At 40.5% G+C, this 13,885-nt stretch carries 14 protein-coding genes; 2 read left to right on the top strand and 12 right to left on the bottom strand.

The features are described 5' to 3' along the window. Positions 1 to 21: 21 nt before the first annotated feature. The gene (locus HMPREF2607_RS05820) at positions 22 to 966 is read right to left on the bottom strand and encodes a serine hydrolase domain-containing protein (protein WP_070476299.1); all 945 of its coding nucleotides are present in this window, start codon (positions 964 to 966) and stop codon (positions 22 to 24) included. Next, positions 966 to 1,721: a CppA family protein gene (locus tag HMPREF2607_RS05815; protein WP_045772015.1), complete on the bottom strand. Its 756-nt coding sequence runs from the start codon at positions 1,719 to 1,721 to the stop codon at positions 966 to 968. Before HMPREF2607_RS05815 ends, HMPREF2607_RS05820 begins: the two co-directional genes overlap by 1 nt. Positions 1,722 to 1,894: 173 nt before the next feature. Here HMPREF2607_RS05815 and HMPREF2607_RS05810 point away from each other — a divergent pair, with 173 nt between their 5' ends. Continuing rightward, positions 1,895 to 2,566 carry a CPBP family intramembrane glutamic endopeptidase gene (locus tag HMPREF2607_RS05810; protein WP_021147427.1) on the top strand — a complete coding sequence of 224 codons (672 nt, stop codon included), beginning with the start codon at positions 1,895 to 1,897 and terminating at the stop codon, positions 2,564 to 2,566. 87 nt (positions 2,567 to 2,653) lie between these two features. Here HMPREF2607_RS05810 and gla read toward each other — a convergent pair whose 3' ends face one another. Next, a complete protein-coding gene (gla, locus tag HMPREF2607_RS05805; RefSeq protein WP_021143668.1) occupies positions 2,654 to 3,520 on the bottom strand; it encodes an aquaglyceroporin Gla in 867 nt (288 codons plus the stop codon). Between the two features lie 123 nt (positions 3,521 to 3,643). Between gla and HMPREF2607_RS05800 the strand changes: the two genes are divergently transcribed. Further along, positions 3,644 to 5,911: a Xaa-Pro dipeptidyl-peptidase gene (locus HMPREF2607_RS05800; protein WP_070476297.1), complete on the top strand. Its 2,268-nt coding sequence runs from the start codon at positions 3,644 to 3,646 to the stop codon at positions 5,909 to 5,911. A 584-nt stretch (positions 5,912 to 6,495) separates the two neighbouring features. On the opposite strand, the gene HMPREF2607_RS05790 is transcribed toward HMPREF2607_RS05800, so the two are convergent. The 9 genes from HMPREF2607_RS05790 to HMPREF2607_RS05755 form a co-directional block, all read right to left on the bottom strand. Next, complete coding sequence (locus tag HMPREF2607_RS05790; protein ID WP_070476293.1) at positions 6,496 to 6,912, bottom strand: hypothetical protein; 417 nt, start codon at positions 6,910 to 6,912, stop codon at positions 6,496 to 6,498. A gap of 605 nt (positions 6,913 to 7,517) precedes the next feature. Beyond that, the gene (locus HMPREF2607_RS10540) at positions 7,518 to 7,685 is read right to left on the bottom strand and encodes a hypothetical protein (protein WP_048674846.1); all 168 of its coding nucleotides are present in this window, start codon (positions 7,683 to 7,685) and stop codon (positions 7,518 to 7,520) included. A 283-nt stretch (positions 7,686 to 7,968) separates the two neighbouring features. After that, positions 7,969 to 8,370, bottom strand: coding sequence for a hypothetical protein (locus tag HMPREF2607_RS10715; protein ID WP_048674851.1), 402 nt, complete (start codon positions 8,368 to 8,370; stop codon positions 7,969 to 7,971). A 282-nt stretch (positions 8,371 to 8,652) separates the two neighbouring features. Continuing rightward, positions 8,653 to 8,841, bottom strand: coding sequence for a hypothetical protein (locus HMPREF2607_RS05780; protein WP_049553855.1), 189 nt, complete (start codon positions 8,839 to 8,841; stop codon positions 8,653 to 8,655). Positions 8,842 to 8,853: 12 nt separating this feature from the next. Further along, positions 8,854 to 9,087 carry a Blp family class II bacteriocin gene (locus tag HMPREF2607_RS05775; protein WP_048674859.1) on the bottom strand — a complete coding sequence of 78 codons (234 nt, stop codon included), beginning with the start codon at positions 9,085 to 9,087 and terminating at the stop codon, positions 8,854 to 8,856. 159 nt (positions 9,088 to 9,246) lie between these two features. Next, positions 9,247 to 10,995 carry an ABC transporter ATP-binding protein gene (locus HMPREF2607_RS05770; RefSeq protein ID WP_398581517.1) on the bottom strand — a complete coding sequence of 583 codons (1,749 nt, stop codon included), beginning with the start codon at positions 10,993 to 10,995 and terminating at the stop codon, positions 9,247 to 9,249. Then, positions 10,985 to 12,745, bottom strand: a complete 1,761-nt coding sequence (locus tag HMPREF2607_RS05765; protein WP_070476291.1) for an ABC transporter ATP-binding protein — start codon at positions 12,743 to 12,745, stop codon at positions 10,985 to 10,987. The genes HMPREF2607_RS05770 and HMPREF2607_RS05765 overlap by 11 nt, the downstream gene beginning before the upstream one ends. A 63-nt stretch (positions 12,746 to 12,808) precedes the next feature. After that, the gene (locus HMPREF2607_RS05760; protein ID WP_261674282.1) at positions 12,809 to 13,255 is read right to left on the bottom strand and encodes a hypothetical protein; all 447 of its coding nucleotides are present in this window, start codon (positions 13,253 to 13,255) and stop codon (positions 12,809 to 12,811) included. Positions 13,256 to 13,357: 102 nt separating this feature from the next. Further along, positions 13,358 to 13,885: a VanZ family protein gene (locus HMPREF2607_RS05755; protein ID WP_048790203.1), complete on the bottom strand. Its 528-nt coding sequence runs from the start codon at positions 13,883 to 13,885 to the stop codon at positions 13,358 to 13,360.

Raw genomic sequence — 13,885 nt, 5'->3', positions numbered from 1 at the left:
AAAGATGCCCCTCTTCTATTTTTATTTGTCAGAATGTACCAACTCCTTCTTCATTATCTCAATTAAAACATCTCTGTCCTTAATCCATTGAGCTCTCTCATCCTTGTAGTAAGTACGATTACTGAGGAAAATCGCCGCACGTTGAGCTGGGATGTTAATCAGAACAAAGGTACCTGTATAACCAGTATGAAGAATCCACTCTCCTTGAAGGTCCCAAGCGACACTACGTTCCTTGTTGGATTGGCTGATATTCTGCGTCATATTTTTAGCAAAATCATCCGTCAAATAATGGTTAACAAAAATCTCTAAGTCTTTTAAGGTTGAAAAGAGACCTGCCGAACCTGTGTGTTCTTTGAGAACTCGAGCCTTGGGATCATGAACAATTCCTCCTGGAATCCCCTCAACAGTCCGAACAGCAAGGTCAACTGGCCCAAACCCTGTTTCTGACATACCAAAGGGTTGAAAAATCTCGGAGTCAAAGAGCTTATCCAGTGTTTGTCCAGAGACTTTTTCAAGCATCAAGCCTAGGAGAATAAAGTTAATATCTGTATACAAGAAAGGTTTGTCAGTTTTGACTTTGATGGCATTAATAGCAGCAATCAAGCCCTCTTGGTCTAAGTCATCACGATTTGGAATAAAAGGATCAATTCCGCTACTGTGAGAAAGAAGTTGACGAAGGGTTAACGTCTTATCCACTACTTCAGGATAATAGGTCGATAGTTTCTCATCCAAGTCCAATTTTCCCGCTTGTAAGTAGAAAAGACAGAGAGTCCCAACTCCGACTACCTTGGAAACGCTAGCTAGATCATAGGTCAGTCCTGGAACTACCGGATGATTTCCATCCTGAGTTCCTAGATAATGCTCCTGCCAATCTTGTCCGTCATAAAGTGCAAGGCTGGCACCTGGAAAGATGTCAGCCTTGATGTAGTCTGTAATTGTTGACAATGTTTGTTGAAAATTAGTCATTACTTTGTAAACCAAACCTCAATATTGCTCATGTCAGTGAGTGCGAGCAAGTTCCCTTTGCTGTCTAGGTAACTAGAGAACTGTTCTTTTTCAAGTTTATCATGCAAGGCAACCAAGTCATAGTCTTCTGCTACCTTAAACTCTAGAATTTCCAAATCCCAAGTCTGGTCTGAACTCACTTGGAGGTCAGGACCTTCTGCTTTTTCAAAGTGGATAGACAAAGGCAATTCTTCGCCAAAAAGATTATCGTAGAAGAAAGCTGCTTGGGCTGTATCAACAACGTTCAAGGTCAAAGACTCAACCGTAAAGTCTGACACTCCTTTGAAATCTTCTTTTTCTTCAACATCTGCGTATTCAACTGTCTTGAGAGTAGACAAGTCATCTTCAGCATGCATCAAAATAAGACCATTCTCAGGTGAGATTGTTTCAAAGGCATACCCTTTTTCCCCTTGGAAAATAGCCTTGGCTTGGTGATCATCACGCGCCAAAAGGTATTCAATCTCAAGTGGATTTGAGACTTTAATGACCACTTTATTAATTTTCTTAGGACCTTCAACAGCGCGACAACGATAAGCTGGTGACTCCTCAATCACAAAAAGTGAGTTACGGTCTGTCCAATCTGTGAAGACAGCAAGGGCATTTTCCTCAGTCAAAAGCTTAAATCCTAATGTATTTTGGTAAAAATCAATATTTTCCTGTCTATTATTCACACGAAAGATTGGTGTGTGAAACTTAAAATTCCCTGATTGCGTCATGACAACCTCCATTCTTCTCTATTTTATCCGAAAAGAGCTTGTGTGACAAGGATTTTCCTAAGAAAAAACAGTATTGTAATTTTTTCACTTTCTTTCACACAAATTATGAAAATCATTACATTATCTTTACTTTGGGGCTAGCATTTTCCTCATTTTAGAGTATAATAGAGTCTATGAAAACTCTTGTCAATAATCTGGCATTTAGACATGCCTATCAGGGATTTTTTTTACTGCTGATGATAGCTATCCCAAACATCACCTTAGGTATGACAACCTTATATAACAATCAGACTGGATTGACTTTTACGAAGCTTGAAAGCTGGGGAGTCATCGCTATCAATCTCATCATTTTTTACCTTACCTATCTCTGGGCAAAGAGTGAAGGATTGATGACTCGTTTTAGACTAGACCTCAAGGATGCTAAAGCAATTATCTGGGGCTTTCTCACTATCTTCTTGATGGGAGTCATTGGCAGTAATCTTATGCTACTAACCCATACCAACTACCATGCAGAACTTCAAAAGACGCTCACAACAACGCCTATCCTTCCAGTAGCCATTGGTATGATTTCGGCAGCCTTCCTCCAAGAAATCCTCTTTCGCAAGTGGATTTTCACCTGGTTAGCTCCTTATTCGAAAACAGCTGTGCTAGTCAGCACTGGGCTCTTTTGTCTCTTTCATATGCCAACTAATCTTGCCTACCTCACTCTTTATATCGGAATGGGCTTGGCTCTCTCTATGGTCTACCAAAAAAGAGAAAACTTATCTGCAAGTATCACACTTCATGTTTTATGGAATCTTTACACCTTAGGTGCTACCATTCTAGTAATGACTAATCCAATGTGACTGAGAATATTTTCTCAGTTTTTTATTACTTTCAAAATTTTAAGCATAAAAAAATCTGAAGCACTAACTTCAGATTTTTTGTATTGATTAAAGGTAGAGGAACTTGAACAAAGCTATAGCTAAAACTCCTGCTAAGATTGGAGCCACAACTGGAACCCATGCATACCACCATTTAGAATCACCTTTGTGCTCACCAAGAACTGTTGTTGGCAAAATGTGGTGGAGAAGACGTGGCATCAAGTCACGGGCTGGGTTAAGAGCTGGACCTGTTGCACCACCAAACGAAATAACCAAGGCTGCAACCAAGAAACCAACACCGATGTGGGCAACCGCAAGTGCACCATTAGCCATTTGACCTGTTACAGCTTCTTTATCATACCCATATTGAACTGCTTGTGAGACTAATTTGTGACCAAAGTAGTTGTTAGTCAAGGCAAGAGCACCAAAGAAGAGAAGGAATGAACCCGCAAACTCATTGGCAAAACCATTAAGCCAAGCACGTTTGTGATTTTCCTCTGAGTCTGAGTTATCATCAACAGCAGAGATTGTAGAGAAGGTACCGAGGATGTTGTTTGGATTCTCAGTTTGAAGATAATAAGGTTGGTGAACCCAAACCACGATAGCTTGTCCTAAGAAAGCACCGAGAAGTTGAGCAATCAAGTAACCTGGAACGGCTACCCATGAGAACAAGCCAGATGCAGCAAGTCCAAGTGTGAAGGCTGGGTTGATGTGGTTACCAGAAACATCACCAAACATAAGTGCTGGCATCATTACCGCAAAACCATAACCAAAACCAATAACAAGCCATCCAGACTTACTACCCTTAGTCCCTTTAAGCTCAACATTGGCAACCGAACCATTACCAAGTGCAACCATCAAAGCTGTCCCAATAAACTCAGTAATGTACTTCATAATCCAATCATGACTGAGCGCTTCTTTTAGAAAATCATTCATTTGTCTCTTTATTTCCTTTCACATTTTACAATAATTTAGACATCTATCATTTTATCAAGTATAATGTCTGATGTAAAGATATTTCTGAAATGTTTACGTATTCTTTTTTTGAGGTTTTAAAGTATGAAATTTAACCAGTTTAGTTACATCCCTGTTAATCCTGAAATTGCTTGTCAGGAACTTCGTTCTTTGGGCTTTGAAGTCTCTTTAAACGCTAGTGCCAAAGCTAATTTTGAGGCTTTTGTTCGCAAGCACTTCCTTTTCTTTGAAGATACTGATTTAGCTTTGAAAAATTGGATTGCTGATACAGAGACTGATCTCCTAACCTTCTTCCAATCAGACCGTCCTTTGACTGCTGACGTCTTTGGTTTGGTAGCTCTTCAAATGCTAGGATTTGTCCCTAATGTAGACTTTACAGATAGTGTTGCTTTCCTAGAGGAAATGGCTTTTCCAATCACTTTTGATGGTAGCCTTAACAACCTGCACCAGTTGTTGGCAACACGCACACAGTCTGGCAATACCTTAATTGATCAGTTAGTAGCTCAGGATTTAATCCCTGCAAGTAATAACTACGTCTTCTTTAATGGTAAGAGCTTGGCAACATTTGACACTAATCAGCTTCACCGTGAGGTGGTTTATGTCGAAACACCTGTAGATACCGATAAAGATGGGCAGTTAGACTTGGTCAAGGTGACTATCTTACGTCCTGATGTGGACTTCCCAGTTCCAGCTATGATGACCGCAAGCCCTTATCAACAAGGGACTAACGAGCCTGCTTCAGATAAGCTCACCCACAAGATGGAAGGTGATTTGCTCGTCAAACCAGCAGGTGAAATCTCCCTTAGCCAACCAGAAATCAAGACACCAGAGGCAGACCTTACGCCTATCAATCCTGTCACAAAGGCTCAGGAGCGTTTTGCTCACACAGATACCTACACGCTTAACGATTACATGTTGGCTCGTGGTGTGGCTTCTATCTATGTATCGGGTGTTGGTACCTTCAACTCTGAAGGCTTCATGACCTCTGGAGACTATCAACAAGTTCTGGCCTATAAAGCTGTCATCGACTGGCTCAATGGTCGTGCACGCGCCTTTACTAGCCGTAGTAGACAGTATACCATCATTGCAGATTGGGCATCTGGTAAGGTGACTACTACCGGACTTTCATACTTAGGTACCATGTCCAACGCCCTTGCTACAACTGGTGTCGACGGTTTGGAGATGGTCATCGCTGAAGCAGGTATTTCTTCTTGGTACGACTACTATCGTGAAAATGGACTTCTCGTCAGTCCTGGAGGATACCCTGGTGAAGATCTCGACACATTGACCGAATTTACCTATTCTCGTGCCCTATTAGCTGGAGAATACCTACGCCACCAAAAAGACTACCAAGCCTACCTCAATGAGCTAAGCACAGCCATTGATCGTAAGCATGGTGATTATAGCCAGTTCTGGCATGACCGTAACTATGTGCAGTTCGCAGATCGTGTTAAAGCTACTGTTGTCTTTACACATGGTAGCCAAGACTGGAATGTCAAACCGATTAACGTCTATCAAATGTTCAATGCTCTTCCTGACACTCTTGGAAAACACCTCTTCTTCCACAATGGTGCCCACGTTTACATGAATGCTTGGCAGTCTATTGACTTCCGAGAAAGCATGAACGCCTTGATTTGTCAGAAACTCCTTGGTTTGGAGAATGGCTACACACTGCCTACTCTTATCTGGCAAAACAACCAGTCTGAACAGACCTGGGAAGTTCTCGATAACTTTGGACACGACAATGGTAAAAACATTCAGCTTGGTGAGGCTGAAGCTAGCATCGCTAACCATTATGAAGAGGAAACCTTCGCCAAATACGGTAAGACTTACCAAAGCTTCAAGGATGACCTCTTTGCAGACAAAGCCAATGCCATTACCTTGGACTTTGAACTGGACCAAGATATCCAAATCAATGGTCGTGTCCACCTAGAGCTCAAGGTTAAGTCTAGCACAAACCGTGGTCTCATTTCGGCCCAAGTTCTAGAAATGGGTAACAAGAAGTATCTCGCACCTATTCCCGCACTCAAACGCATGAATCTAGATAACGGCCGTCTCTTCAAGGAAGAAGCCTTACGTGAATTACCATTCAAGCAGGCAAAATACCGTGTCATTACCAAGGGACACCTTAACCTGCAAAATCGTAAAGACCTCCTCACCATTGAGAATGTCACTCCAAATGAATGGATGACTATCGGCCTGGACTTGCAACCAACCATCTACAAACTCAACAAGGGCGACAAACTCCGACTTGTTCTCTATACCACAGACTTTGAACACACTATTCGTGACAATAGTGACTACGAATTAACCGTGGACCTAAGCCAAAGTCAGATGACATTGCCTTATTAGTATTTATCGCAAAAAATCCCATAGGATGAGAACTCCCATGGGATTTTTTTATTGTGTGAAAATAAACAAGATTTAATCTTCAATTTTTACGATTCATTTTAATGTTATTTAAACAAATGATGTAGCCAAGACAGTGGAACAACACAAAGATATGCCAGTAAAAATAAGGCATTAAGCTGTCAGATTTAGTCAACGTATAAAAAAGAAAAATGGCAACTAATAAAATAGAGAACCACAGCGTCTTCTTAACGAATAACAAATATTGATGCCATATCTCTTCATCACTCAAAGTAACTTTAGATTTTTTACTTAGGAAAAGATGCATCAAGATCTCTACTAGACTGCTAAGTACTGTTAAAACCAGAATCTTACTTAGAGGAATACCTAAAAAGAATCCCATCCACTCAATAAGCAATTGGGACAAAACAATGGCCGTAAGGGCACGTAGATTTTTTGACATAAAACTTAAACCTCACACTTCTCTCAAACAGAAAGTTTTTACAATACCTAGAAAGTTACCAAAGCATAGATAAGCACTTACAGCCTCGCTATCTTTATAAGCACGTCTATCATAAACTGCGATTCTAACCTCGTTCACTTTCTTTAATGATTTTAAGCACTCTAGGTGTCAGAAAAGCTAGTAAACAAATATCCAAAACAATCACAACAATAATGATTAGGCGCCATTCGGCATCTCTCACCGTCAGCAAACGATAAACACCAGCTAAAATAATAGCCAAATGTGCCAAGCCCATACCAGAGTAAATTTGTTTAGGAGTAAACTGTCGTTCCTCAAGTGGACGATTGTTCAGTTCTCGCTTAATCAACAGGGGGAACACAAGTAAAAAGATTGATAGCAATGCCAAAGGTAGCCATATCCAGATTGGATGCTGACTAGATAGAGTATTTAAAGCTATATTACCAATGACTACTCCTAGGATTGCTGATACGACACGTAACGAACGTAACACAGCAGAACTAAATTTTTGTAATATCACCATTTAAACTCCTTTTTGCTAGGACCATTCAAACAAATTATAAGGTATTATCATAGAAATGTTTGGCTATTCTTTCTGAATCTAGAATAGCTAAAACCTCGTAAATATCACATTAATCGTGACAGATTAGAGTAACGACATCACTTCTCATTTCTACAAATCAGCTGACTAAGATCATCAGAGAGCGATGAAGAAACATAAAGTGACAAGGTATAAAATAAAAATGTTCTTTCTTGATGCCAGAAAAATGTTATCACACATTGAATACAGACAGCCAAAATAACTTGCACGATAAATTTAATATATTTTCTAGAAATAACAAATTGTTCCAATAGTAATCCTCCTTTCATGACATTTTTTGAAGACCCAGACCCTGCAAGTTTTGTCTATACGATAGAAGAATATCCTTCAAACATTGGAAATTCACTCTAATTTTCACATGTTTCATTAATCACTTTCTTATTATAACACTTTTATGCAACGTAAATTGAATAATGTCACAAACGGTTACTATATTTTCTGAATGGTGGGGTTAGAGTGAGCTTTAGAGTCTTTTCCTCTCAAGATAGTGACAAAACACAAGTAATCGGATTATCTAGGACTCAACATTATTTCTTAAATTGTGTCCATTTTTTAAAAAGCAGACTATAAAGAAGCAAGGTTAGCCCCAACAAGTTAATGGTATGGTGGACTGCATCCAAACTTCTAAATAGATTAGCGAGGCCCATTCCGATGAGAATGGTAGCCAGTAAATACGGTTTTGAGTTTTTGAACATACTTTTCTCCTTAAAGTGTTTTTAGCTTTCTGTGCAAAGCTATGATTTTTATTATAGATTGGAAGCCGATAAAAAAGTAGTGACATAAATGTCACTACTTGTCTGACCTTATATCCTTGATAATCGTACACATAAGAAAGAGAAAAAGACATAACCCAATAATATTTAGGCATTGAAGTCCAAAATTCAGTTTTTCTCCCAAGTTATGTAAGGCAACAAGGATGAAGCCCATAGACTTCATTAGAGATACTAGGTGTTTTTTAGTCATGATTATAGATACCTTTTATCTTTTAAAATATTTTTTGACTTGCAAATAAGCTAGAAAATCACAGAGGATTAACAAAAGCATTAATACGGCTAGTACTATACGGTCTGTGGTATCACTGAATGTAAGTAATGTGTAAAACTCTACACAAAGCACTAGAAATGAGATGACCAGAAAGACAATGAAGGACTGCCGTATTGTTAACGGATTCACTGAATCTGGACGCTTCTTAAGAATATGGTAGAGCAGCCCATTTACAAAAATGACTACTAAAGCTAGTGCTCCGACTGCTAACCAAATCTCTGGAGAGGTCTTGCTTTTGTAGAGAGAAATACTGGTACTTATAAGGAAAACTGCCAGTACAGCAGTGACGACCCTAGAAAATCGCAATACTCTCGAACTAACATTCTTTAACTTCATGATAAAACACCTAAATTATGAATAACCTCAGTCAGTCTTGTAAACTGAATAAGCTATTACATTAAACTCTATTCCTTTCTGTATTTTTTTATACTGCTGTAAGATCTCAAAAAAGACCTTAGCGATTACATTCTACTGGAGATGTAATACAGTAGCGTCATTAGTACTGATACTTTAAATAGGCGAATATACATATCTTTGTTTTTTCTATTACTAAGATATGCAATCAAATATAATATAATCTCCGCTATTATCAGCAAGAATAATTTTACTTCGGGAACATCAAAAATAAGCATTTGCAAGCCCCGAAGTAGCACATATCATAGTATAACCCCCTGCGGAAACAGGTCCTGCTGCCCATGCCATGAGCATACCACCTAGACAGCCACCAATTACTGCTCCAACTTTCCCACCACCAGAAATAATTTCTAGCTCAGCATCGCACATCTTATTATACTTAGTCACATTCATTTTTTAACCTCTCTAAAAGCTCGCTCCGATACATGCTAGCCCACCAGCAACTGCTCCAACATGTGCTCCTACAAATGCTCCTGGAAATGCTGTAACACCAAATGCTGCCATACCACCTGTAAATCCAGCACCTGCGCCAGTTAAAGCTCCTCCAAAGATTAAATCTTTACATCTATTTCCACCTTCAACGTTTGCAAGTGCCTCGAGATCGAGTGTTTCAAAATTGTTCATTGTTTGTGTTGTCATTCTAACAACCTCCTAAAATATTATTTTTTAGCTTTTTCTCTTAAGCTATGGTTTTATTATAGGTTGCAAGCCAACAAAAAAGTAGTGACATGTATGTCACCACTCGATTTTGATTTTTAAGAAATCTTTTCGAATATAGAATCTATGGTCTAGATTAGCTTACTCTCCTTCCATTGCACCTGCTTGTAGGCTGTACATCTTGTGGTAGGTGCCGCCGAGGGCTAGGAGCTCCTCATGGCTACCGTGTTCGATGATGCGGCCCTTGTCTAAGACATAGATGCAGTTGGCATCTTGGATTGTCGATAGGCGGTGGGCAATGGCAATGGTTGTGCGTCCTTGACGCATTTTTGCTAGAGAATTTTGGACAATAGCCTCTGTCTCCGAATCAATATTGGCTGTCGCTTCATCCAGAATCAAAATCTTAGGCTGGCTAGCAACGGTCCTAGCAAAGGCTAGAAGTTGGCGTTGGCCAGTTGAAAAACTTGAACCTCGTTCAGAAACTGGAGCATCGTAGCCTTCTGGAAGTTTGTCGATAAAGTGATTGGCATCCACAAACTCAGCGGCCGCTTTAATCTCTTCATCAGTTAACTCCTGATACATGGCAATATTGGATTTGATTGTACCATGATAGAGAAAGGGTTCCTGAAGGACAAGACCAATGTTCTTACGCAACTCTGCCTGACTATAATCGCGAATATCCACACCGTCAAGAAGAACTTGGCCTGATTGGAACTCATAGAAACGCATGAACACGTTGATAATAGAGGATTTTCCGGAACCTGTAGAACCGACAAAGGCGATGGTTTCACCTTTATTGACAGAGAAGGAAATATTATCCAAAATCTGGTGCTTGCCATCATAGGAGAAGGAGACATTTTCAAAACGAATATTCCCCTCAGTAACCTTGGCATCTGTGTCTCTCTGCTCAGGTTCATAGGTGCGCTCGTCAATCAAGGCAAAGACCCGACCGGCTGAGACCATAGAAGTTTGTAAGGTTGAGAAGTTTTGCGTCACTTCAATCAAGGGATCAAAGAGACGGTTAATGTACTGGATAAAGGCATACATGGTCCCCGCTGTGATACCCAGATAGATGCCACGATAGCCAAAATAAGCCATGAGAACAGCATAGCCTAGGAGCTTCAGTAAGCTCATGGCTGGGCGTAGAAAGAGAGAATCCAGTGACATGGAACGGCTAGCATAAATCAGGTGTTCCTCATTAATAGCATCAAACTCTTTTTTGAGGCGTTTCTCTTGGTTGAAGGCCTGAATGATGCGAATCCCTTCGATACTCTCTGACAGTTTGGCATTTATATCTGAAAGTAAGGCTCTGGTCTTTTCAATGATAACCACTGATTTTTTGCGGTAAAGGTTAACCAAAAGGACAATCAGAGGAAGAAAGAGCACAATAAGCCCAGTCAGACGAATGTCCAACATCATCATGGTGTAAAGGGTAGTAACAAAGATAAAGATAGCCGAAATAAAGCTAGACAGAATCCCTGAGAACATCTCACTAATAGTCTCTGTATCATTGGTCAAGCGAGAAACGATAGAGCCTGCTGGAGTTTTGTCAAAGTAAGACATACCCAGTTTCTCCATATTGGCAAAGGCATCCCGGCGAATATCCCTGACAATACTGTAGGACACACGAGCAAAAAAGAGATTTCCCAAATACTGAACTAGTGTCTGCAAAAGATAAAGACCATAGTAACCAATCAGAATTAAACTTGCCGCCTGATTCATATCATGAAGATAGTGGTCAATAAAATAAGAGGCCACAAGGGGAATAATACTCTTGATAACCGTTGTGGACAAGAGGAAGGCTAAAGCTAGAAAGGTCAAGAATTTGTAAGGCTTGAGATAGGTCAAGAGACGCTTAAACACAGACCATTGGTTTTGATTAGGCATCATCTTCTTCTCCTCCTTCCATTTCTAACTGTTGAGACTCATAGGTCTTGGCATACCAACCACCCTGAGCTAGCAAATCCTCATGACGGCCACGTTCAATGATACGACCATCCTGCATGACTAAGATAAGGTCAGCGTGCACCACCGCACTCAGACGATGGGCGGTAATGATAGTTGTCTTGTCCTTGCGGGTATGTTTGAGATTGTCAATAATAGCATATTCTGTCTTGGCATCAACCGCAGATAGGGAGTCGTCCAAAATCAAAATATCTGGATCCAAAATCATGGCCCGACTCATGGCCAGACGTTGTTTTTGACCGCCTGATAGGCTGACACCCTTTTCACCAATGATTGTTTCAAAGCCTTCAGGCATATCCTTGATGTCATCATAAACTTGAGCTAACTTAGTCGCTTCTTCTACCTTGTCAAAGGAGAGATCCGGATTACCAAAGCAGATATTGTCTAAAATGGAGCTGGCAAAGAGAAACTGGTCTTGAGGAACATAGCCCATCAAGCTACGCAAGTCTGATAGGCGATAATCTCGGATGTTATGACCATTCAAATAGATGGCTCCTTGATTAACATCGTGCTCCCGCAAGAGCAACTTGACAAGGGCCGTCTTTCCTGAGCCAGTCTGTCCAACCAAACCAAGGGTTTGCCCCTTGTCCAAGGTGAAATGAATATCTCTCAAAGTATCCTCATCCTCAAAGGCAAAGCGGTCAATCGCATATTCTAAGCGACCATTTTCAATACTTGGGAGAGGGTGCGCAGGATCTTGAACATCTGATTCCTGCTCCAGAAGATTTTCAATACGTTGGTAGGACACATTTCCTCTCTGTGTGATATTAAAGAGGAAGCCAATGGCCATTAGAGGCCAAACCAGCATGTCCAAATAGGTAATGAAGGTTACCAAATTTCCGACCGTTATCTGACCAGCCTGAATCATAAAGGCACCGACAAGAAGGGTCAAAACATAGGATGAGCCAACAAAGAGTAAGACCAAAGGATCAAAAAGGCTATCATACTTCATGGTATGCATATTCTTTTTAAAGGTCATCTTATTGGTCTCTTGGAAGGACTGAAGCTCAGCCTCCTGATAGCCAAAAGACTTGGTTACCTTGATACCTGATACCGACTCTTGGACCTTATTATTAAGTTCTGAAAAGGCTGCCTGGGATTCTCCAAAAGCTTTATGGGTCTTACGGCCCAAACGGCTGGTCGCAAAAGCCATGAAGGGTAGGGGTAAGACAGCCACTAGTGTCATCTGCCAGGAAATGCTGAAAAACATAGTGATTAGGGTTACCAAGGCTGTAATAGAGGCATCCACGGCTGACATGACACCCCCACCAGCCAAGCGAGTTAAAGAGTTGATATCATTGGTTGCATGGGCCATGAGGTCCCCAGTTCGGTACTTTTTATAAAAAGAAGGCGACATCTTGGTAAAATGCTCAAAAAGGCGTGAACGCATAATCTGGCCTAAGCGATAAGAAGTCGCCAAGATATACATGCGCCAAACATAACGCAAATAGTACATCCCCAAAGCTGCCAATAGCAAATATACGAGATTCAGAAGCAAGATCTGATTGGTCAATTTTCCCGATGTGATAGCATCAATGACCCGACCCATAACCATAGGAGGAATCAGATTGAGAACCGAAACCAGACTCAGTGCCAAAATCCCAACAATATACCGGCGTTTTTCTAACTTGAAAAACCACCAAAGTTTTGCAATGATTGATTCTTTAAAAGACAAGTTACTCCTCCTATCCTTACAAATGGTTAATAATAGACCTCGTATAAGTCTCGTATGATAAGGTTACTTCCAATAGCGATAGATTGTGCCATCTTCTAACTGAAAGTGACCAATATAAGATAACTTCCCAAAATCAGTAGACTCTGGTAATTGATAAGCAAAGGAATCAAAATTATATACCTTGTTCCCACCATCCATAGAGTAACTATCCTTATCATGGATAACTGATTCATCTTTCTTAGGGCTCCAAATGCGTCTGATTTCATCAGATGTCTTATACTCTCTGACAAAATTGTACAATTCAAAGTTAGTTGCCTCACTGAGATAGCGACCATCGGTGTTGTAGTTGGCTAATTGAGGCTCTCTCTTAGACTCAGAATAATTCCAAACCTGTCCTCTTTCTCGCATGATATCGGCATCACGGCCACTTTGATAAGTATCTGCCTTAACCATCGTCATTGTTGCTCCTAACGTTAATACGGTGACTACTGTCATCATTAAGTGTTTCATTGTTTCTCCAAAAGTGTTTATTCATTTTTCCCTCTTTTGAATGTGTTGTATTTGTATGATAGAAAATAAGTGAAACCTGAGACGCGTAGGGTCCCAGGTTTTTTACTCTTTAAAATGCGTTTGAATCAGTTTTACAAGGAAGCGGTAGACACCTAGTGCCACCAAACCTCCCAAAGTATTGGTCCATAAATCATCTAACTCAAAGACACGATTAGCATCAATGAGAAGGTCTAGAATGACTTGTCCAACCTCAATCGTCAAAGACATGATAAACGTGGCTAAAAGGACCCTTTGCCAAGACCTGAATCTGGGGTACAAGGCTAAAAGTCCTAAAATCAGCGGACTCAGCAAGAAAATATTGGTCACATTTTGCCCAAGCACAAAGACAATCTCTTTAAGACTATCCAACTGATAAAAGTTGGTCAAACTATTGAATGGGGTCAAGAGGACCACCACACGACCAAAATGTTGAATCCCAGGAGTTTCAACACCTTCAACTAGCCCGTACTGGGGTGTCCAACATAGGAGCACTAAACAAAGGAGATAAGCACAAACCAAAACTTGGCTTGCTTGTCTTCCTTTTAGTGTCAGTTCTCCATCCTTATCTACCCAAGTCGTCAGCTGAAACAT

The sequence above is a fragment of the Streptococcus sp. HMSC078H03 genome (genome assembly GCF_001808655.1).
In the GTDB taxonomy this organism is placed as follows: domain Bacteria; phylum Bacillota; class Bacilli; order Lactobacillales; family Streptococcaceae; genus Streptococcus; species Streptococcus salivarius_G.
The sequence above is the reverse complement of the archived record's forward strand: the minus strand, read 5'-3'. Positions and strand labels throughout refer to the sequence as shown.

Excerpts from the sequence above, each read along its gene's own strand:
- gla (WP_021143668.1), bottom strand. The coding sequence starts at position 3,520 with ATGAATGATTTTCTAAAAGAAGCGCTCAGTCATGATTGGATTATGAAG.
- HMPREF2607_RS05800 (WP_070476297.1), top strand. The coding sequence starts at position 3,644 with ATGAAATTTAACCAGTTTAGTTACATCCCTGTTAATCCTGAAATTGCT.
- HMPREF2607_RS05755 (WP_048790203.1), bottom strand. The coding sequence starts at position 13,885 with ATGTTTCAGCTGACGACTTGGGTAGATAAGGATGGAGAACTGACACTA.
- HMPREF2607_RS05820 (WP_070476299.1), bottom strand. The coding sequence starts at position 966 with ATGACTAATTTTCAACAAACATTGTCAACAATTACAGACTACATCAAG.
- HMPREF2607_RS05780 (WP_049553855.1), bottom strand. The coding sequence starts at position 8,841 with ATGAATGTGACTAAGTATAATAAGATGTGCGATGCTGAGCTAGAAATT.
- HMPREF2607_RS05760 (WP_261674282.1), bottom strand. The coding sequence starts at position 13,255 with ATGAAACACTTAATGATGACAGTAGTCACCGTATTAACGTTAGGAGCA.
- HMPREF2607_RS05775 (WP_048674859.1), bottom strand. The coding sequence starts at position 9,087 with ATGACAACACAAACAATGAACAATTTTGAAACACTCGATCTCGAGGCA.
- HMPREF2607_RS05790 (WP_070476293.1), bottom strand. The coding sequence starts at position 6,912 with ATGGTGATATTACAAAAATTTAGTTCTGCTGTGTTACGTTCGTTACGT.
- HMPREF2607_RS05815 (WP_045772015.1), bottom strand. The coding sequence starts at position 1,721 with ATGACGCAATCAGGGAATTTTAAGTTTCACACACCAATCTTTCGTGTG.
- HMPREF2607_RS05810 (WP_021147427.1), top strand. The coding sequence starts at position 1,895 with ATGAAAACTCTTGTCAATAATCTGGCATTTAGACATGCCTATCAGGGA.
- HMPREF2607_RS10715 (WP_048674851.1), bottom strand. The coding sequence starts at position 8,370 with ATGAAGTTAAAGAATGTTAGTTCGAGAGTATTGCGATTTTCTAGGGTC.
- HMPREF2607_RS05770 (WP_398581517.1), bottom strand. The coding sequence starts at position 10,995 with ATGATGCCTAATCAAAACCAATGGTCTGTGTTTAAGCGTCTCTTGACC.
- HMPREF2607_RS10540 (WP_048674846.1), bottom strand. The coding sequence starts at position 7,685 with ATGTTCAAAAACTCAAAACCGTATTTACTGGCTACCATTCTCATCGGA.